Below are 16112 nucleotides of genomic sequence, written 5' to 3' on the forward strand. Positions count from 1 at the left end.
AGTTAATAGTGCTTAAGAATTTCTTTTATATTCTCAGTGTTGGTTGCGTTCAGTAATGAGGTAATCGAATCATCATCACAAAACATTTCACTTAATGCCTGAATAGCATAAATATGGGAGTCAGCATCTTTCGCAGCCAATCCAATCAGTAATTTTACCGGCTCACAGTCAGCATCGAAAATCACACCTTCACGTAACAATGTCAGGCTGAGTGCCGTATGGTTCACGCCGTTTTCTGGGCGAGCATGTGGCATGGCTATTTCTGGGGCCAAGATATAATAAGGTCCTATTTCACGAGTAGCATCTTTGATCGCCTGACTATATTCGGGTTTAACAGCATGGCTCTCTATCAGGCTTGCCATTGATAGATCGATAGCCTGTTCCCAGTGTTCAGCAGAGGGATATATCGCAATACTATTTTCAGGAAAAAAATCGATGAGCGTTTGCATCGGGGATCCTTATATTATTTTATCTTGGTGTCCCATTAATTCATTTTTTGGGAATTAACTGAAATGGAGCTTATTCTTGAGAGCGCGCTTAATCAAACCGATGGAAAAATGTGATCTGTGAGATCAAAAAGACGCAAAAGACAAAAAACAAAAAAAAAAAAAAAAAAAAAAAAAAAAAAAAAAAAAAAAAAGTATTGCATGCATTTGTATTCGTATTTTATTGCAGAATAAAAGCTACCGAGTAGGACCAGACAAAAGAACGTATATGTTTCTGATCGGAAACGCTTTCAGTCGCCTGCATTATCCCGTCGATGTGATCGCCCAACGTGTTCGCTGGTATCTGGTTTACTCAATGAGTTTGCACAACTTAGAAGAGAGGATGGCAGAGTGCGGTATTAAGGAAGAGACCTACATCAAAATCAAAAGCCAGTGGAAATATCTATACCGGGCACTTGAGAGCAACGGTCAAACCATCGATTTTATGAGGCCAAAACGTGTCAACGATACCTAGGTCTATTCAGTGCCGATTATGACGCCCATAAGGGACTGTCTTTTATGTATCCCATTATTCATAAATTAGTCTAATTATTAACCATAATTGTCGAAATGCTCACATTGTTCTACAGTCAAAAGGAGCTAATGTTTTCAAAGGAAAATGGGATAGGCCGATAAATAAATGCTCCCCTTTTATTGACAGCTAATTTTAGCGGGTGATTGGATGATTCGTGCATTTTCTGTAATTGAAGATAAATGTAGGACAATATCTACATGGGTAAAATCATTTTGCTATATATCATCAGGTAAGTGTGATTTAAGGATTGATCTGCTGCGAGGTACTGCTCTGGTGATGATGATAGTCGCCCACATTGAAGTGATGTTGGTCTTGAATATCTTTACCTGGGAGCATTTTGGCCTGACAACTGGCGCTGAAGGATTCGTTATTCTCTTGGGATTTATGTTGGGTGTAATCAATCGTCAACGTTTAAAAAAAGAAGTTCTGCTAACTGTAAGCTACTAACAATATGTTATCTGGTATTGAGTTACCTTTGGAAACCAATAAACAAGGTATACGGTTGGTTCTTAATAACACTAGGCCAATATTCTTTGTCTGTGGTTTTATTGGTTAGTCAGGTAGTAGACTTTGACTTATGGCATCGGGCATGGTTGCTAAATACACTGGTCCATCTCTGTGCCTTAATGATGCTGTGGCTATTTGCAAAATATGATGTCGGTAGGAGATTCATTCCTAACTGATTTGTATTTTTTCGACTCAATCTTATAAAGAGGTCAGAAGTGAAAAATACTCCATCGACTCCAGATAATAATCAGATTAGCGAACTACGTAATAACATACTTTATGAGCTGAAATATTCTCTTGGGGCGAGACTGTCAACAGCGTCATCCAGTGATATTTTTAGTGCATTAGCACTAGTTGTGCGACGTAACCAAACTGATGATTATTTTAACACTCGAGAACGACATCATCAGGCAAGAAAAAAACGTATTTATTATATTTCTATGGAGTTTTTGATTGGTCAATCTCTGAGGAATAACTTAATAAATCAGGGGATGATGGAGATAGCTAAAGCTGCATTAGAGTCTCTTGGAGTAGATTTTGAAGTTATTGTTAAAAGTGAAGAAGATGCAGCATTAGGTAATGGGGGATTAGGGCGTCTTGCTGCATGTTTCATTGATTCACTGGCAACCTTAGATATTGCTGGTTCTGGTCACGGTATCAAATATGAATATGGCCTGTTTCACCAACAAATTCATGATGGACAACAAGTAGAAAAGCCAGATGATTGGCATTCCGCGCACTCACCTTGGCTGATAGAACATCAAAGTCAGGCAATGATAATTCCGCTGTATGGCCGCATAGTTGAAGTAGAAGATCAGCAAGGAAATTACAATCCAATGTGGATGGATTGGAAAATAATTATTGGTGTGCCCCACGACTATCTGGTCTCTGGTTACATGAATCACACCGTAAACTCGTTGCGTTTATATAGTGCTTGCGCTTCAGATTCATTTGATATTCATATCTTTAATCATGGTGATTATCTGAATGCTGTTAATCAAAAAATAGCATCGGAAAATATCTCTAAAGTGCTTTATCCTTCCGACGAAGTGCTGGCAGGGAAAGAATTACGCTTAACACAAGAGTATTTTCTGGTGGCTTGTACACTACGCGATGTTATGCGTGATTTCTTCTTACTTTCCTGTGATATTAATCAGTTACCTGAGTTTGTAGCTATTCAACTAAACGATACCCATCCAGCGTTGGCGATTGTTGAGCTAATGAGAATATTGGTAGATGAACATAATGTTGATTGGGATACCGCCTGGGATTTGACACAACGGGTTTGCTCCTACACCAATCATACTTTAATGCCAGAAGCGTTAGAGAAGTGGTCAGTCAATTTATTCGAGCTGTTGCTGCCTCGGCATCTACAAATCATCTATGAAATTAATCGCCGTTTCTTACTGGAAATATATAGATGGCGTCCTGAACGTGCGGATTTATTAGCATCAATGTCTTTGATTGAAGAGACGCCTGAAAAGAAAGTGCGAATGGCCTATCTTGCTATTATTGGTAGCCACAAAGTGAATGGGGTGGCTAAACTTCATTCAGAATTAATTAAATCTAATCTTGTACCCGATTTTTATCATTTAACGCCTGAGAAGTTCACTAATCAAACGAACGGTGTGACTCCTCGTCGCTGGATTCAGCAGGCTAATCCTCGTCTATCAGCATTTCTGGATTGTCACTTAGGCCATGAATGGATTACCGACCTAACTCTTCTGACCAGACTTAAATTGTTAGCTCACGATCGTGACATTATTGCCGAACTGGCAGAAATCAAAAAATTTAATAAACTAAAATTAAGTCAAATAATTACGCATCAGCAAGGAATAATTATTAACCCAGAAGCTATGTTTGACTGTCAGATTAAACGAATTCATGAATATAAACGGCAATTACTCAACATCCTCTATGTGATAAATCTTTACCAGAAAATGATGAATGGAGGGAAGGTTATTTCACCGAAAGTCCATATTTTCTCGGGAAAAGCCGCACCAGGTTATGCAATGGCCAAATTGATTATCCAGTTGATTAATCAAGTTGCTCTTAAAGTGAACAATGATCCTAGAGTCAATGAACAACTAAAAGTGGTTTTTTTAGAAGACTATAAAGTATCACTAGCTGAAAGTATTATTCCAGCCGCTGACTTATCAGAGCAGATATCTACTGCGGGTACTGAAGCCTCGGGTACCAGTAATATGAAACTGGCTATGAATGGTGCTTTAACTATCGGAACGTTAGATGGTGCTAATATTGAGATCAGAGATGCTGTGGGTCATGAGAATTTCTATGTTTTTGGCTTGTCCGCGGAGGAAATTGCTGAGCAAAGAGCTAACGGACGGTCATCGTATGACAAGTATTTATCCCACCCAGAAATTAAAGAAACTGTTGATTTACTGATTTCCGGTACTTTTCATCCCAATAAAAACCTATTTTTACCAATATTCCATATGTTGGTAAATCACGGTGACCACTATTTTCATTTGGATGATTTTGATAGTTATTGTCATGCACAGTATCAAGCATTGACCGATTATAGTGATACTTACAGTTGGCATAAACGAGTATTAAATACAATAAGTGGTATGGGGGAGTTTTCCAGTGACAGGACTATTCGTGGGTACAGCAAGGATATATGGGGGGAGGGTAACTTTAAGTGATATATTACAATCCACTAATATTATTACTCGGTGGGCTACTTTTCAGCCCACTAGTGACTGCGAGTAAAACGACTAATACACACGCTGTTAAATTATTTACCAGACCCTTGGTCTCGTCTTTCTTCTGGTATTGATAATACATTTTCGACGGTACTGACCTATAGCTCACCACTTTAAAAAGGAGATTCATGTCCCTACTGGGAAAAGCACGTCGATGCCTCATCAACTATCAAAGAAAAGATATCAAAGAAAATAGTTTGCTAGGTCGTTGTGATTATACCTTTCAACAACACTATTTTTGCGCTTGTCCGCATTTAACTATCCTGATCAGAATCAGCAGCAACCTTGGAATTATGATTACACCTCTTATTTTGACTATACATCTGGCTACCTTCAGGGCTTGGACGCTTTTTTATGGCAATTATATTGGAGTCGCTACCCGTGGCGGCAGAATGTAAATGCTAACTTTCTTAGTGGAAAATTAAATCTCAGTTGGACATTACCTTGTAAATTGAAGGTGTAAGAATTTGTGCTACGCTTAATTACGTTATTAATAGTTAAGAATATGTAATGCTTTTGGTGAGTATGAAAAGTTCATGGATTTTGGGTATCTTCTATTGAAGATGATGTTTGATAAATTATGTTCATATGAAGTTCATGGGTAACTTATGCATCCACATCCTTCTGCTACAGGTGTGACATCTATTCTTGTTGTTGATGATTCAGCAAGTTATCGTTTTTTACTGGTTAACCTACTAAAAAATTGGCAATTTACTGTTTTTGAAGCAGAAAATGGTCAAGATGCTCTGGTTATCCTTGATAATAATGCCATTAATATGGTGATCAGTGACTGGGAAATGCCAGTTATGGATGGGTTGAAACTCTGTACCACTATCCGTAAACATTATTCCGATCGCTATATTTATCTAGTATTGATAACAGTGCGGCAATCCGTCGAGGATTTGATCACGGGATTAGATGCCGGAGCCGATGACTTTCTATCAAAACCGATAAATCAAAGCGAGCTACGTGCACGTTTACATGCGGGTGAAAGGATATTAATGCTAGAGGCAACCCTTGATGCTCGTAATCAGAAATTGTCCCAAGCCTATCAACAAATTGAAGATGACTTGCAGGCCGCGGCAAAATTGCAACGTAGCGTTTTACCTGCAGAAAAGTTAATGGTGAGTGATTTTCAAGCTGAATGGATGTTTATACCATCCGCTTATGTTTCGGGTGACTTGTTAAGTTTTTTTCAACTGGGCAATCAACACATTGGTTTTTATAGTATTGATGTTGCAGGACATGGTGTGGCCGCAGCGATGCTCTCACTGTCAGTTGCACGCCAATTTCTTAATGGACGCACAGTAGATAGCTTACTTATTTCACTTACAGATACTCCCTCAGGTTATCTGATTACCCCGCCACATAAAGTTGTGAGCGAACTTAATCGTCGTTTTTGTGTAGAGAATGATGATATAGCCAGTTATTTCACGCTTATTTATGGCGTTATTGATGTTCAAACTGCAGCCGGAGTGCTTTGTCAAGCTGGGCATCCTACCCCATTTATTGTCAGTAGCTCAGGTGAGACCACCCCTATTGGTGGGGGGGGGGCACCAGTTGGACTTATTGATTCGATGGACTATGAGGACACTGCGTTTACTCTTGCTTTGGGTGATCGGCTCTATTTATTCACCGATGGCATTGTTGAGTGTGAAAACGCTGAGCAAGAGCTATTTGGTGAACGGCGATTACAAGATTTACTGGCAGAGAGTCAGAGCGACAGTGTGCAAACTGTTTTTCGGCGAGTACGGCAGGCGTTGAAATGCTGGCATCCGGTAGAAAAAGATGAGCATCAAAGTGATATTCAAAATGGACGTTCTGTATTTAGTGATGATATTTCGTTACTGGTGATTGAACGCAATAACAATCCCCCTCTCCTAACAGCATTGTAAGGAAGAAATAATGAACTTTGAAACTCAGACAATTGATAATGTATTGGTGATAACTCCTTTGATCAGGCGACTCGATGCATCTGTTTCCGTGAAATTTAAGGAAGATATACAAGCAATGATTGCTCAGGGAACCAATAATATTTTATTGGATTTTAGTCGGGTAGATTTCATCGACAGTAGTTGTTTAGGTGCTCTGGTTTCATTGTTGAAAACCTTAAATGGGAAAGGTGAGCTAGCTATTTGCTCACTGAATAACAATATCCACGGAATGTTCAAGTTAACCCGGATGGATAGGATATTTACTATTGGAGCGAATCAACCCGATACATTACAGCAGATGCATTCCGTAGCACCTTAATTTTTTAAGGAATACCTATTTATGAAAGCCATGATTCTTGCTGCCGGGAAAGGAACCAGAGCCAGACCACTGACCACCATCCTGCCAAAACCAATGATCCCATTGATTCGAAAACCTATTATGGAATCGATTATTGAGCATTTAAGAAAATATGGTTTTAATCAATTAATGGTGAATACCAGCTATCTGTCTGCGGACATCGAGAATTATTTCCGTGATGGTCATGCTTGGGGAGTGGAAATAGGTTACTCCTACGAAGGAGTTATGGAGGGTAATACTTTTGTTGATAATGTCCTGGGGTCTGCCGGTGGCATGAAACACATCCAAAACTTCTCAGGTTTTTTTGATGAAACTTTTGTGGTTGTATGTGGTGATGCATTAATTGATGTGGATTTCGATGAGGTGTTGGCTTTCCATCGAGCCAGAAAAAGTGTGGCAACTTTGGTTATACGCCCAGTCTCAGCAGACCAGGTAAACAAATACGGTATTGTTGTTACTGATGAGCAGGGGAGAGTTAGCCAGTTTCAGGAAAAACCTAAAACTGAAGATGCATTATCAAATAATGCCAATACTGGGATCTATGTTTTTGAGCCAGAGATATTCGATTATATTCCTGATGGTGTTGAATACGACATTGGTAGTCAGTTGTTCCCTAAACTTGCTGAACTAGGTATTCCTTTCTACGGTATTGCCTCGCCATTCCAATGGGTAGATATTGGATCGCTACAGGATTTTTGGCATGTGAATCGCATGATCCTTAATCAGGATTTACCGGATTATCCCATGCCGGGAATTAAGATTGCACCTCAAATTTGGTGTGGGCTTAATGTTAAAGCCGACTTTTCGACTTTAGATATTGAAGGGCCCGTCTATATTGGTAGTAGTACAGAAATACAGTCTGGCGTGACGATTAAAGGACCTACGATTATTGGCGCAGGATGTTTATTAGAGCAGGGAGCTATTATCGATCAAAGCTTTATTGCTGATTATACTCGGGTTGGCGGTATTGCGCATTTGTACCAACAGATGATTTTTGCTGGGAAAGTTATCTCACCAGATGGTACGGCAATTGATTTATCTGAGGCGGGTTTAAACTGGCTTATTGATGATAAACGGCGTAAAGATATTATTATGGCAGAGAAATCGTTGTTCGATGAGTTCCTACATAAAGATACGTTGATATGAGTTATCACCAGTGTGACTCACAGGGTTGGTTAATGAGAATATGTTTGCCTGCATCATTGTCCAGCCTGCATGTTTTACATGAAAAGTTACTACAATTTATTCAACCTTTACAAATTGATTCATCCTGCAGTTATGCTATGGAACTTGCATTGAATGAAGCATTTATCAATATTGTAAAGCATGGTGTTAATTATGATGCCACTCAAAATGTTATTATCGTGATGCATTATGGCAATAATCAATTAGCCGTGACCTTACAAGATAAAGGGAAGTCTATACCCGCGGAATTTTTGCAAAATAAAAGTGGGTTATCTCATATGCCTGAGTTGTCAGCGCCGGATTCTTGGCCAGAAAATGGAATGGGATTAATGATGATGTTTAATGCTGTTGATGACGTCAGTTATAAAGTAAAAGAGGGTGTCAATTATCTATCGTTGATCAAGAAAGTAGAAGAGAAGACATGAACATTATGTTTATTCATAGCATGATGCTCTTTGGACTCTCCTTAACATGGGCTGATGTATCTCGCTTATCTTCATGGATTGACTGAGGTTGTGATAATGGCTTTTTATTTTCTTCGTTTGAAAACAGGAAACCACCATTACCACTGAAAACTCATTGGGCTTTTGAGTTTTTATGGCAAAGTCTGGCTATTGCTGCGCTTATCTTAGGGGCAAACTTGTTTATTGTTAGCAGAGAATACTTAAGTTAGATTTGATTGTGGCCAATACTATCTTAAGTTACAGAGTGATCCTATGCTTTAGCCAATAGTGATTATAAGGGTATAGATATTATATGACTCCTTCTCCATTCAATGCCCAAAAACAGCAATCGTCCTCATCTTGGCTTTCATTTAAGTTACAACAAAATATTTTGCTGCCACTGGTTATTTTCATTATTGGGCTGGTTATTTCAGGTATAGGAGCTGGGTGGCTCTATAACGAAATTGAAACCGATGCAAAAACAGATTTTCAACGTAATGTTGATCGGGTTTCTGGAGAGGTTGCGCTGCGTTTCTCTCAGCCAATATATGGATTGAATGGGTTAAGAGGTGCTTATGCTACCAACAGTCATTTAAACCGTGAGCAATTTAATGCTTATGTCGCCTCGCGTAATTTGCCAGTGGAGTTCCCTGGTGTCCGGGGATTTGGTTTTATTCAACGGGTGCAACGCAGCCAGTTAAATGAGTTTATTGCTGATACCCGAGCTGACGGAGCTCCTACATTTGCTCTTCATCAGCTTCAGGATAAACAGCATAATGACTTGTATATTATTAAATACGTTGCTCCAGCGGAAAAAAACCAAGGCGTAGAGGGGCTTGATATTGGCTCAGAGTCAGTCAGACGAGAGGCCGCTTTGTTAGCAATAAACAGCGGGAAACCCACTCTTTCTGGCACTATTCATCTAGTTCAGTCTAATGTTAAAACTCCCGGCGCATTACTTTTCGTCCCGGTTTATAAGTCGGGTTCCAACCCTACAACAATTGCTGAACGGCAGGCATCGTTGCTAGGTCTACTCTATTCGCCCATTGTTATTGCTGACCTATTACGTGACATTCCCGAATTTATGAATGGGCGAGTGGATGTTGAGTTGTTTGATAGCCTCAATGATTTATCTAATAAAACGATGGTCTTCGATGCTGATGGCAGCAAATACGACAATTTAATACCAGATGAAGAGCTTCATGATGAAGCAATAGCCGCCAGAATATTTCACAATACCAGCGTATTACCACTACCTGGTCGAGAAATGACACTGCGAGTCAGTAGTACACCCGTCTTTGAAGCGCTGACTGAACGTTATGTCCCTTGGTTGGTGTTTGCTTTTGGTCTTTTGCTAAGTTCGGCATTGGCTTTACTTATTCGCCAGCAAGTCAGTGGGCGTAATAGGGCTGAGATGCTGGCGCGGAATATGACCGCCGATCTTGAACGTCTGGCTTTAGTTGCCAAGAATACCTCTAATGCCGTCGTTATTACCGATGTAAAACGTAATATTGTCTGGGTTAATGATGGTTTTGAACGCATTACCGGATACAGCCAAGACGAAGTAATAGGCAAGTCCCCAGGGAAATTACTGCAGTGTAGTAATACAGACCAAAGCGTAGCAACTGAAATGAAAACTGCTCTAGATGCCGGAGAGTCATTTAAGGGGGAAATAGTCAATCGCACTAAATCGGGTCAAGAATATTGGATTGAGTTGGAGATTCAACCGCGTTATAACGATAAAAATGAACTCATCGGCTTTATGGCTATTGAATCTGATATCAGTGAACGTAAAGCGACTTATCAACGACTTGAAGCAGCCTTACGTGAAAATAATGCCTTACTTAGCACCCTTAATTTACACGGCATTATTTCTACCGCAGACCGAGATGGAATAATCACGGATGTTAATGATGCATTTTGTACTATCAGTGGCTACAGTCGCGAAGAACTGATAGGGCAAACTTACCGCTTAGTTGATTCTCATACACATTCGACTGATTTTTGGCAATCAATGTGGAATAACATTGCTAATGGGATCTCGTGGCGTGGGGAGATTTGTAATAAAGCTAAAGATGGTTCTTTATATTGGGTCGATACCACGATTGCTCCGTTTAATAATAGTGATGGCCAGATTGAGCGATATATCTCTATTCAAGTTGATATTACCGCCAATAAAAATCAACAAGCCAATCTAATTATCGCCCGAAATCAATTAGTCAGAGCGGCGGATGTTGCTGAATTAGGTATTTGGACCTGGAATATTACAGAAAACACATTTTCTTTCGATGACCGGATGAATGATATCTATGGGGTCCCTGAGGAATTACACAATGCTCCTATCCCGTTATCATATTGGTATAGCTGTTTGCATCCAGAGGATATTCCCGATGTTAAAAGTGCGATAAAAACGGCGTTAGAAAATGAAAGTGTTTATCGTCAGATTTTCCGTATTGTGGTAAGAGATCAAATCCACTTTATTCAATCAACAGGAACGGTTGAACGGGATGAAAGTGGAAAAGCCATGTTGATGATGGGGATTAATCGGGATATTACTCAACAACGTGAGGCTGAGGATATTCTCAAAACAGCAAGAGAAGCTGCTGAAGAAGCCAATAAGGCCAAATCGGCATTTTTGGCCAATATGAGTCATGAGTTACGGACCCCGATGAATGCCATCCTTGGCATGCTGACATTGCTGCGTAGAACAGGCCTTGATAGAAAACAAGCTGATTATGCTGTTAAAAGTGAAGCCGCCACGCGCACTTTGCTGCGCTTGCTGAACGATATTCTGGACTTCTCCAAAATCGAATCCGGTAAAATGGAACTGGAATGCATTCCTTTTGATATTCATGTGATGCTGCGTGATTTGGCCGTTATCTTATCGAGCAATCTGAAGGTTAAAAAGGTCGAAGTCTTATTTGATATTGACCCCTCACTTCCCCAATTTGTTGAGGGAGATAGCATGCGGCTTCAACAGATATTAACCAATCTTGGGGGCAATGCGCTGAAGTTCACTGAACTTGGAGAGGTGGTGCTTTTCATCAAGGTTATCACGCAGGATAGCCATCACGTGACGTTACATTTTGGGGTGCGCGATACCGGAATTGGCATTGCACCAGAGAATCAAGAAAGTATTTTTAGTGGTTTTACACAAGCCGAAGCCTCGACAACGCGCCGGTTTGGTGGCACGGGCTTGGGGTTGGTGATAAGTCAGCGTTTTGTTGCACTTATGGGGGGGACGCTCACCTTAGAAAGTCAACCAGGTCAGGGGAGTCTATTTCATTTCACCCTAACGCTGTCGCTGCCTTCTTATACCAATCTGGTTATTAATAATGAAACACCAGACACGTTGGTAAGCAGAGCACAGGCATTAAATAATTTACGGGTCTTGGTTGTTGATGATAATCCGACGGCCTGTGACCTAATTCAACGGATGGGGGAATCGCTAAAATGGGTCGTTGATGTCGCAACCAGTGGTAATGATGCATTACAACTGATGAGACAGCAGCATGAGAGTGGTATTACCTATGGGGCGCTCTTTATTGACTGGCAAATGCCGGGCTTAGATGGCTGGCAGACCAGCAAATGTGTGCGTGAACTGATGCCCGTAGATAACGGCCCTATGATTGTCATGATAACTGCCCATGATCGCGAAATGTTATTACAGCGTAGTGAAGAAGATCAGGCATTGCTGGATGGTTATTTGGTTAAGCCGATCACGGCCTCTATGTTGTTGGATTCAGTGATCGATGCATTAAGTGAACGCAAACAACCTGATGTCGCGAAACCGGTAATAGCCGAATCTTTACACCGACTGTCTGGTATAAGACTGTTAATTGTTGAAGATAACTTGAATAACCAGCAAATAGCCCGCGAGTTACTTGAGGATGAGGGGGCAGAGGTCAGTATTGCCAATCATGGCAAAGAGGCGATTGAGATATTAGAACATCATCCGTCTTCATTTGATCTGGTTTTGATGGATTTACAAATGCCGATCATGGATGGCTACAATGCGACGAAATATATTCGAAAAAGTCTTGGATTAAAAAACTTACCGATTATAGCCATGACAGCCAATGCGATGAGCTCTGATCGTGATGCCTGTCTTGCAGCTGGAATGAATGACCATATTGGTAAACCCTTTGACTTGAATAATCTAATACACATCATACGAAAATACAGTGGGCAAACTGATGTTGCCGATACGGTTAGCTCTATAACCCCTGTCTTGTTATCTGCTGAATTGAAAAATGTTGCGACAACAGCGGGAATTGACGTTGATGCTGCTGTTAATAGATTAGGGGGCGACCTTACGCTGTATCAAAAAATGTTATCGCTGCTCAATGAGGATTTAACTAATTTCCCTACCCAGTTGGAGACATTGCTGGCTGAAGGCGACAATCTGTCGGCATCTCGCCTGCTACACACCATTAAAGGACTAGCCGCACAACTAGGGGCGACTGAACTCTCTTTGAGTGCGGGGCAGGGAGAGAAGTTATTTAGCCAGGGTATCACTCCTACGCCAGACACGATAAATCAATTACTGAGCGAGATGCGAAATAAAGTATCCGTTATACAAGCTGGGATAATGACATTAATCCAAATGCTATCGCAGGGTCACGAAAATAAGGTCGAGGTAGACGCAGTTGATATACAACCAATTGAGTTGGAACTGGATCGTTTGATGTTGTTATTAAAAAATTCTGATATGGCTGCGTTAGAGGTGATGAATAAATTAATAATGACTTCTTCCGAGCAACTTAATGAACAATTATCTACCCTTAATGATGCAATAAATCAATTAGACTTTACCAAAGCTATCCAGCTATGCCAAACCCTAATAGCGAATCTCCCTACTCGGCGAAATGAGAATATATGACTAAAATCCATTCTTTTTCTCAAGATTTGGCCTTGAAATTACCCAGTATGGGGAACTCCAAGATCCTTATTGTTGATGATCATCCGATAAACATTCAGATGCTCTATCAAGTATTTTCTTCTGATTATCATGTGTGCATGGCAACCAGTGGTAAACAGGCACTCGACGTTTGTGTCAGCCAACATCCAGACTTGATTCTGCTGGATATTGAAATGCCTGAAATGAATGGTTTTGAGGTTTGTACCAGACTCAAGGCATTACCAGAAACTCAGGATATTCCGGTTATCTTTGTCACTGCGCATATTGATGAAGAGACCGAAACCCGCTGCTTTAGCGAAGGGGCGGTAGATTTTATTAGTAAACCGATTAACAGGAATACTGTTCGGGCCCGAGTGAAAACACACTTATTGCTTAAAGCTCAATCCGACTTATTGCGCCAATTAGTTTATTTAGATGGCTTAACCGAAGTACATAACCGACGCTATTTTGATAAACAGTTAGAACGGGAGTGGAAACTCTCAAATCGCAACCAGACGCCACTTAGCATGATTATGATTGATGTTGATTTTTTCAAAAAATATAATGACTTATATGGACATCAGAAAGGGGATGATTGTTTACGGAATATTGCAAAAGTTATCCGAGATACACTCAAACGTCCTGCGGATTTGGTTGCGCGCTATGGCGGCGAAGAATTTGTCTGTTTGCTCCCCGACACCGGGCTTGCCGGAGCAATGGATATTGCAGAAACTATCAGGCTGCAAATTCTTGAACAAAAAATTCCACATTCAGGTTCCTTGGTTTACCCCTTTGTCAGCATTAGCCTTGGGGTTTGCTGCAAAGAAAATCAAAGCGACGACATGCCAACAACACTTCTGCGTCAAGCTGACCTACAATTGTATCAGGCAAAAGAATATGGTCGGAATCAAACCATTGGTGTGCCCTATCAACTGAGTGACGCTTAAAATCCAGTCATAGGCACCGTATCATTTATGCCATTGAAGGACCTGATTGAATCCTTCAAATTTTTGTTTGTACCTCTTTGTCCCAGGTTTCTGGTGTATGGCTGTCTGCTCACACTTTCAGCTAGTAAATCCCGTCATGATTGTCAGTGGGATTCAGCCTGCTTTTCACGCAATAAACGCAAAGCATCTCGAAGCACTTCACTTTGAGTTCTATAATCACCAGAACTCACCTGCGAGTCTACGAAGTCGCGAAGTCCCTCACCAATATCTACTGTCATTGTTCTAGCCTTAGCTCTAGGTAACAAGCTCGGTAATAAGCGATGATTATTTTCACCCAGCTCAGTAGTCTAGTCACTATCTACCTATAAAGAGGTATGCAATTGATTTAATGTAATATTTGATCGATGAGGTGAGATTTTTTGAACTGCTTCATAAAAGTGAATACCCACACAAAAATTGTTTGATCTAAAACAAGCATTCTTACTACAACAAACCTTTTATACCCAATTATCCATACTATCTGCCTAATCCCGCAGGGTGATCTCTGTTATTGGTCTCTCTTGGCTGAATGCTTTTTGTGGGATTTAAAATAAAAAAAATGGCTATCTGGTGCGGGCACTGGCTACGTCCGGTATGGAAAAACACACTGGAGTATATATTGTGAGCAAATTTATAAGGCGGTTGTCGGTAGGGATAGTGGCTTTTTTGGCAATAGGTGGGATATTTTCTCTGTCGGCTGCACCTACGCCGCCGATTGAAGCCCGCAATGATAAATTCGCAGAGCAGCATGCTGATCAATTCACCTCTTGGTTGAAAACCAAAGAGAGTGGACCACGAGAAGATGCTCTGGCGGAAGATCCAAACCTAGTCATTTTGTGGGCAGGTTACCCCTTTGCGAAAGATTATAATAAACCTCGTGGACATGCTTATGCCGTAACTGACGTGCGGGAAACATTGCGTACTGGCGCACCGAAAACCGCAGAAGACGGCCCATTGCCGATGGCCTGCTGGAGCTGTAAAAGCCCGGATGTCGCCCGCATGATTAATGAACAGGGTGAAGAAGGGTACTTCAAAGGGACCTGGGCCAGGGGCGGCCCGGAAGTTGTCAACCAGCTAGGATGTGCCGATTGCCATGATACTGCCACGGCTGATTTTGCCGCTGGAAAGCCCGCACTGGTGATCTCTCGTCCTTATACTGAGCGCGCACTACAATCTATCAATAAACCTTTCGAGCATGCCAGCCGCTTGGATCAACAATCCATGGTGTGCAGCCAATGCCATGTTGAATATCACTTTGCCGGTAAAGATAAAGCAGTGAAATTCCCATGGGATAAAGGTACCGATGTGGGGTCCATGGAGGAATATTACGATGAAATCGCTTTCTCTGATTGGGTCCATCCCCTTTCCAAAACCCCGATGCTAAAAGCCCAACACCCAGAGTACGAAACCTGGCGGGCAGGCATTCACGGTAAAAATAATGTCAGTTGCATCGATTGCCATATGCCGAAAATCCAAAATGCGGACGGCAAAGTGTATACCGATCACCAGATCCGCAATCCATTCGATAGCTTCGAAACTACGTGTGTTAATTGCCATACCCAAGACAAGAAAACCTTGCAAGACATTGTGGCTGAACGCAAAGCCAGTATTCAGGAACTGAAACAGAATGTTGAGAAACAACTGGTTCATGCGCATTACGAGGCGAAAGCGGCCTGGGATGCCGGCGCGACTGAGCTGGAAATGAAGCCTATTTTGCAAGATATCCGCCATGCCCAGTGGCGTTGGGATTATGCCATCGCGTCCCACGGTATTCATATGCATGCACCTGATGTGGGTCTGAGTGTACTCGGCGGCGCGTTGAATAGAGCCGCTGATGCTCGAACCAAACTGGCGCGCTTGCTGGCCACCAAAGGGATTAGCCACGAAATTCCACTGCCGGACATTTCAACCAAACTCAAGGCGCAACAAGCTCTGGGGATGGATATGGATAAGTTGAACAGTGAGAAGCAGGAGTTCCTGCAACAAGTGGTGCCCGCCTGGGATGAACAAGCCAGAAAAGCGGGCCGTTTGAGCCAGTAAGAAGCGTTCCGGT

The 16112-nt window shown here is 41.4% G+C and carries 9 protein-coding genes and 3 pseudogenes; 10 read left to right on the forward strand and 2 right to left on the reverse strand.

Annotation, left to right across the window (positions count from 1 at the left end; genetic code table 11):
- Window positions 1–2 precede the first annotated feature (2 nt).
- Window positions 3–449, reverse strand: a complete 447-nt coding sequence (locus tag DJ58_RS18055; RefSeq protein ID WP_004712000.1) for a PTS sugar transporter subunit IIA — start codon at window positions 447–449, stop codon at window positions 3–5.
- Between the two features lie 265 nt (window positions 450–714).
- Here DJ58_RS18055 and DJ58_RS18050 point away from each other — a divergent pair.
- The 9 genes and pseudogenes from DJ58_RS18050 to DJ58_RS18015 all read left to right on the forward strand — a co-directional run.
- A pseudogene (locus tag DJ58_RS18050) lies at window positions 715–933 on the forward strand (DDE-type integrase/transposase/recombinase); the annotation flags it as partial.
- Between the two features lie 234 nt (window positions 934–1167).
- A pseudogene (opgC, locus tag DJ58_RS23085) lies at window positions 1168–1703 on the forward strand (OpgC domain-containing protein).
- A 39-nt stretch (window positions 1704–1742) separates the two neighbouring features.
- Entirely contained in the window at window positions 1743–4193 is a 2451-nt protein-coding gene (locus DJ58_RS18045; RefSeq protein ID WP_032913193.1) for a glycogen/starch/alpha-glucan phosphorylase, read from the forward strand.
- A gap of 668 nt (window positions 4194–4861) precedes the next feature.
- Window positions 4862–6148, forward strand: coding sequence for a PP2C family protein-serine/threonine phosphatase (locus DJ58_RS18040; RefSeq protein WP_050300097.1), 1287 nt, complete (start codon window positions 4862–4864; stop codon window positions 6146–6148).
- Window positions 6149–6158: 10 nt separating this feature from the next.
- Window positions 6159–6506 (forward strand): STAS domain-containing protein, encoded by a 348-nt coding sequence (locus DJ58_RS18035; protein WP_032911831.1) that lies wholly within the window; start codon window positions 6159–6161, stop codon window positions 6504–6506.
- A gap of 30 nt (window positions 6507–6536) precedes the next feature.
- Window positions 6537–7691 carry a nucleotidyltransferase family protein gene (locus DJ58_RS18030; RefSeq protein WP_244875209.1) on the forward strand — a complete coding sequence of 385 codons (1155 nt, stop codon included), beginning with the start codon at window positions 6537–6539 and terminating at the stop codon, window positions 7689–7691.
- Entirely contained in the window at window positions 7688–8155 is a 468-nt protein-coding gene (locus tag DJ58_RS18025) for an ATP-binding protein (RefSeq protein ID WP_226977656.1), read from the forward strand. Before DJ58_RS18030 ends, DJ58_RS18025 begins: the two co-directional genes overlap by 4 nt.
- Window positions 8156–8486: 331 nt before the next feature.
- Window positions 8487–13055, forward strand: coding sequence for a CHASE domain-containing protein (locus DJ58_RS18020; RefSeq protein ID WP_004711984.1), 4569 nt, complete (start codon window positions 8487–8489; stop codon window positions 13053–13055).
- A complete protein-coding gene (locus DJ58_RS18015) occupies window positions 13052–14020 on the forward strand; it encodes a diguanylate cyclase (protein WP_370447122.1) in 969 nt (322 codons plus the stop codon). The genes DJ58_RS18020 and DJ58_RS18015 overlap by 4 nt, the downstream gene beginning before the upstream one ends.
- 149 nt (window positions 14021–14169) lie before the next feature.
- Here the strand turns inward: DJ58_RS18015 and DJ58_RS23090 are convergent.
- Window positions 14170–14298: pseudogene (locus DJ58_RS23090) on the reverse strand (type II toxin-antitoxin system ParD family antitoxin); the annotation flags it as partial.
- A 355-nt stretch (window positions 14299–14653) separates the two neighbouring features.
- Between DJ58_RS23090 and nrfA the strand changes: the two are divergent.
- Window positions 14654–16099 carry an ammonia-forming nitrite reductase cytochrome c552 subunit gene (nrfA, locus tag DJ58_RS18010; protein ID WP_050413916.1) on the forward strand — a complete coding sequence of 482 codons (1446 nt, stop codon included), beginning with the start codon at window positions 14654–14656 and terminating at the stop codon, window positions 16097–16099.
- Window positions 16100–16112 lie beyond the last annotated feature (13 nt).

It is taken from the genome of Yersinia frederiksenii ATCC 33641 (genome assembly GCF_000754805.1).
Lineage (GTDB): Bacteria > Pseudomonadota > Gammaproteobacteria > Enterobacterales > Enterobacteriaceae > Yersinia > Yersinia frederiksenii.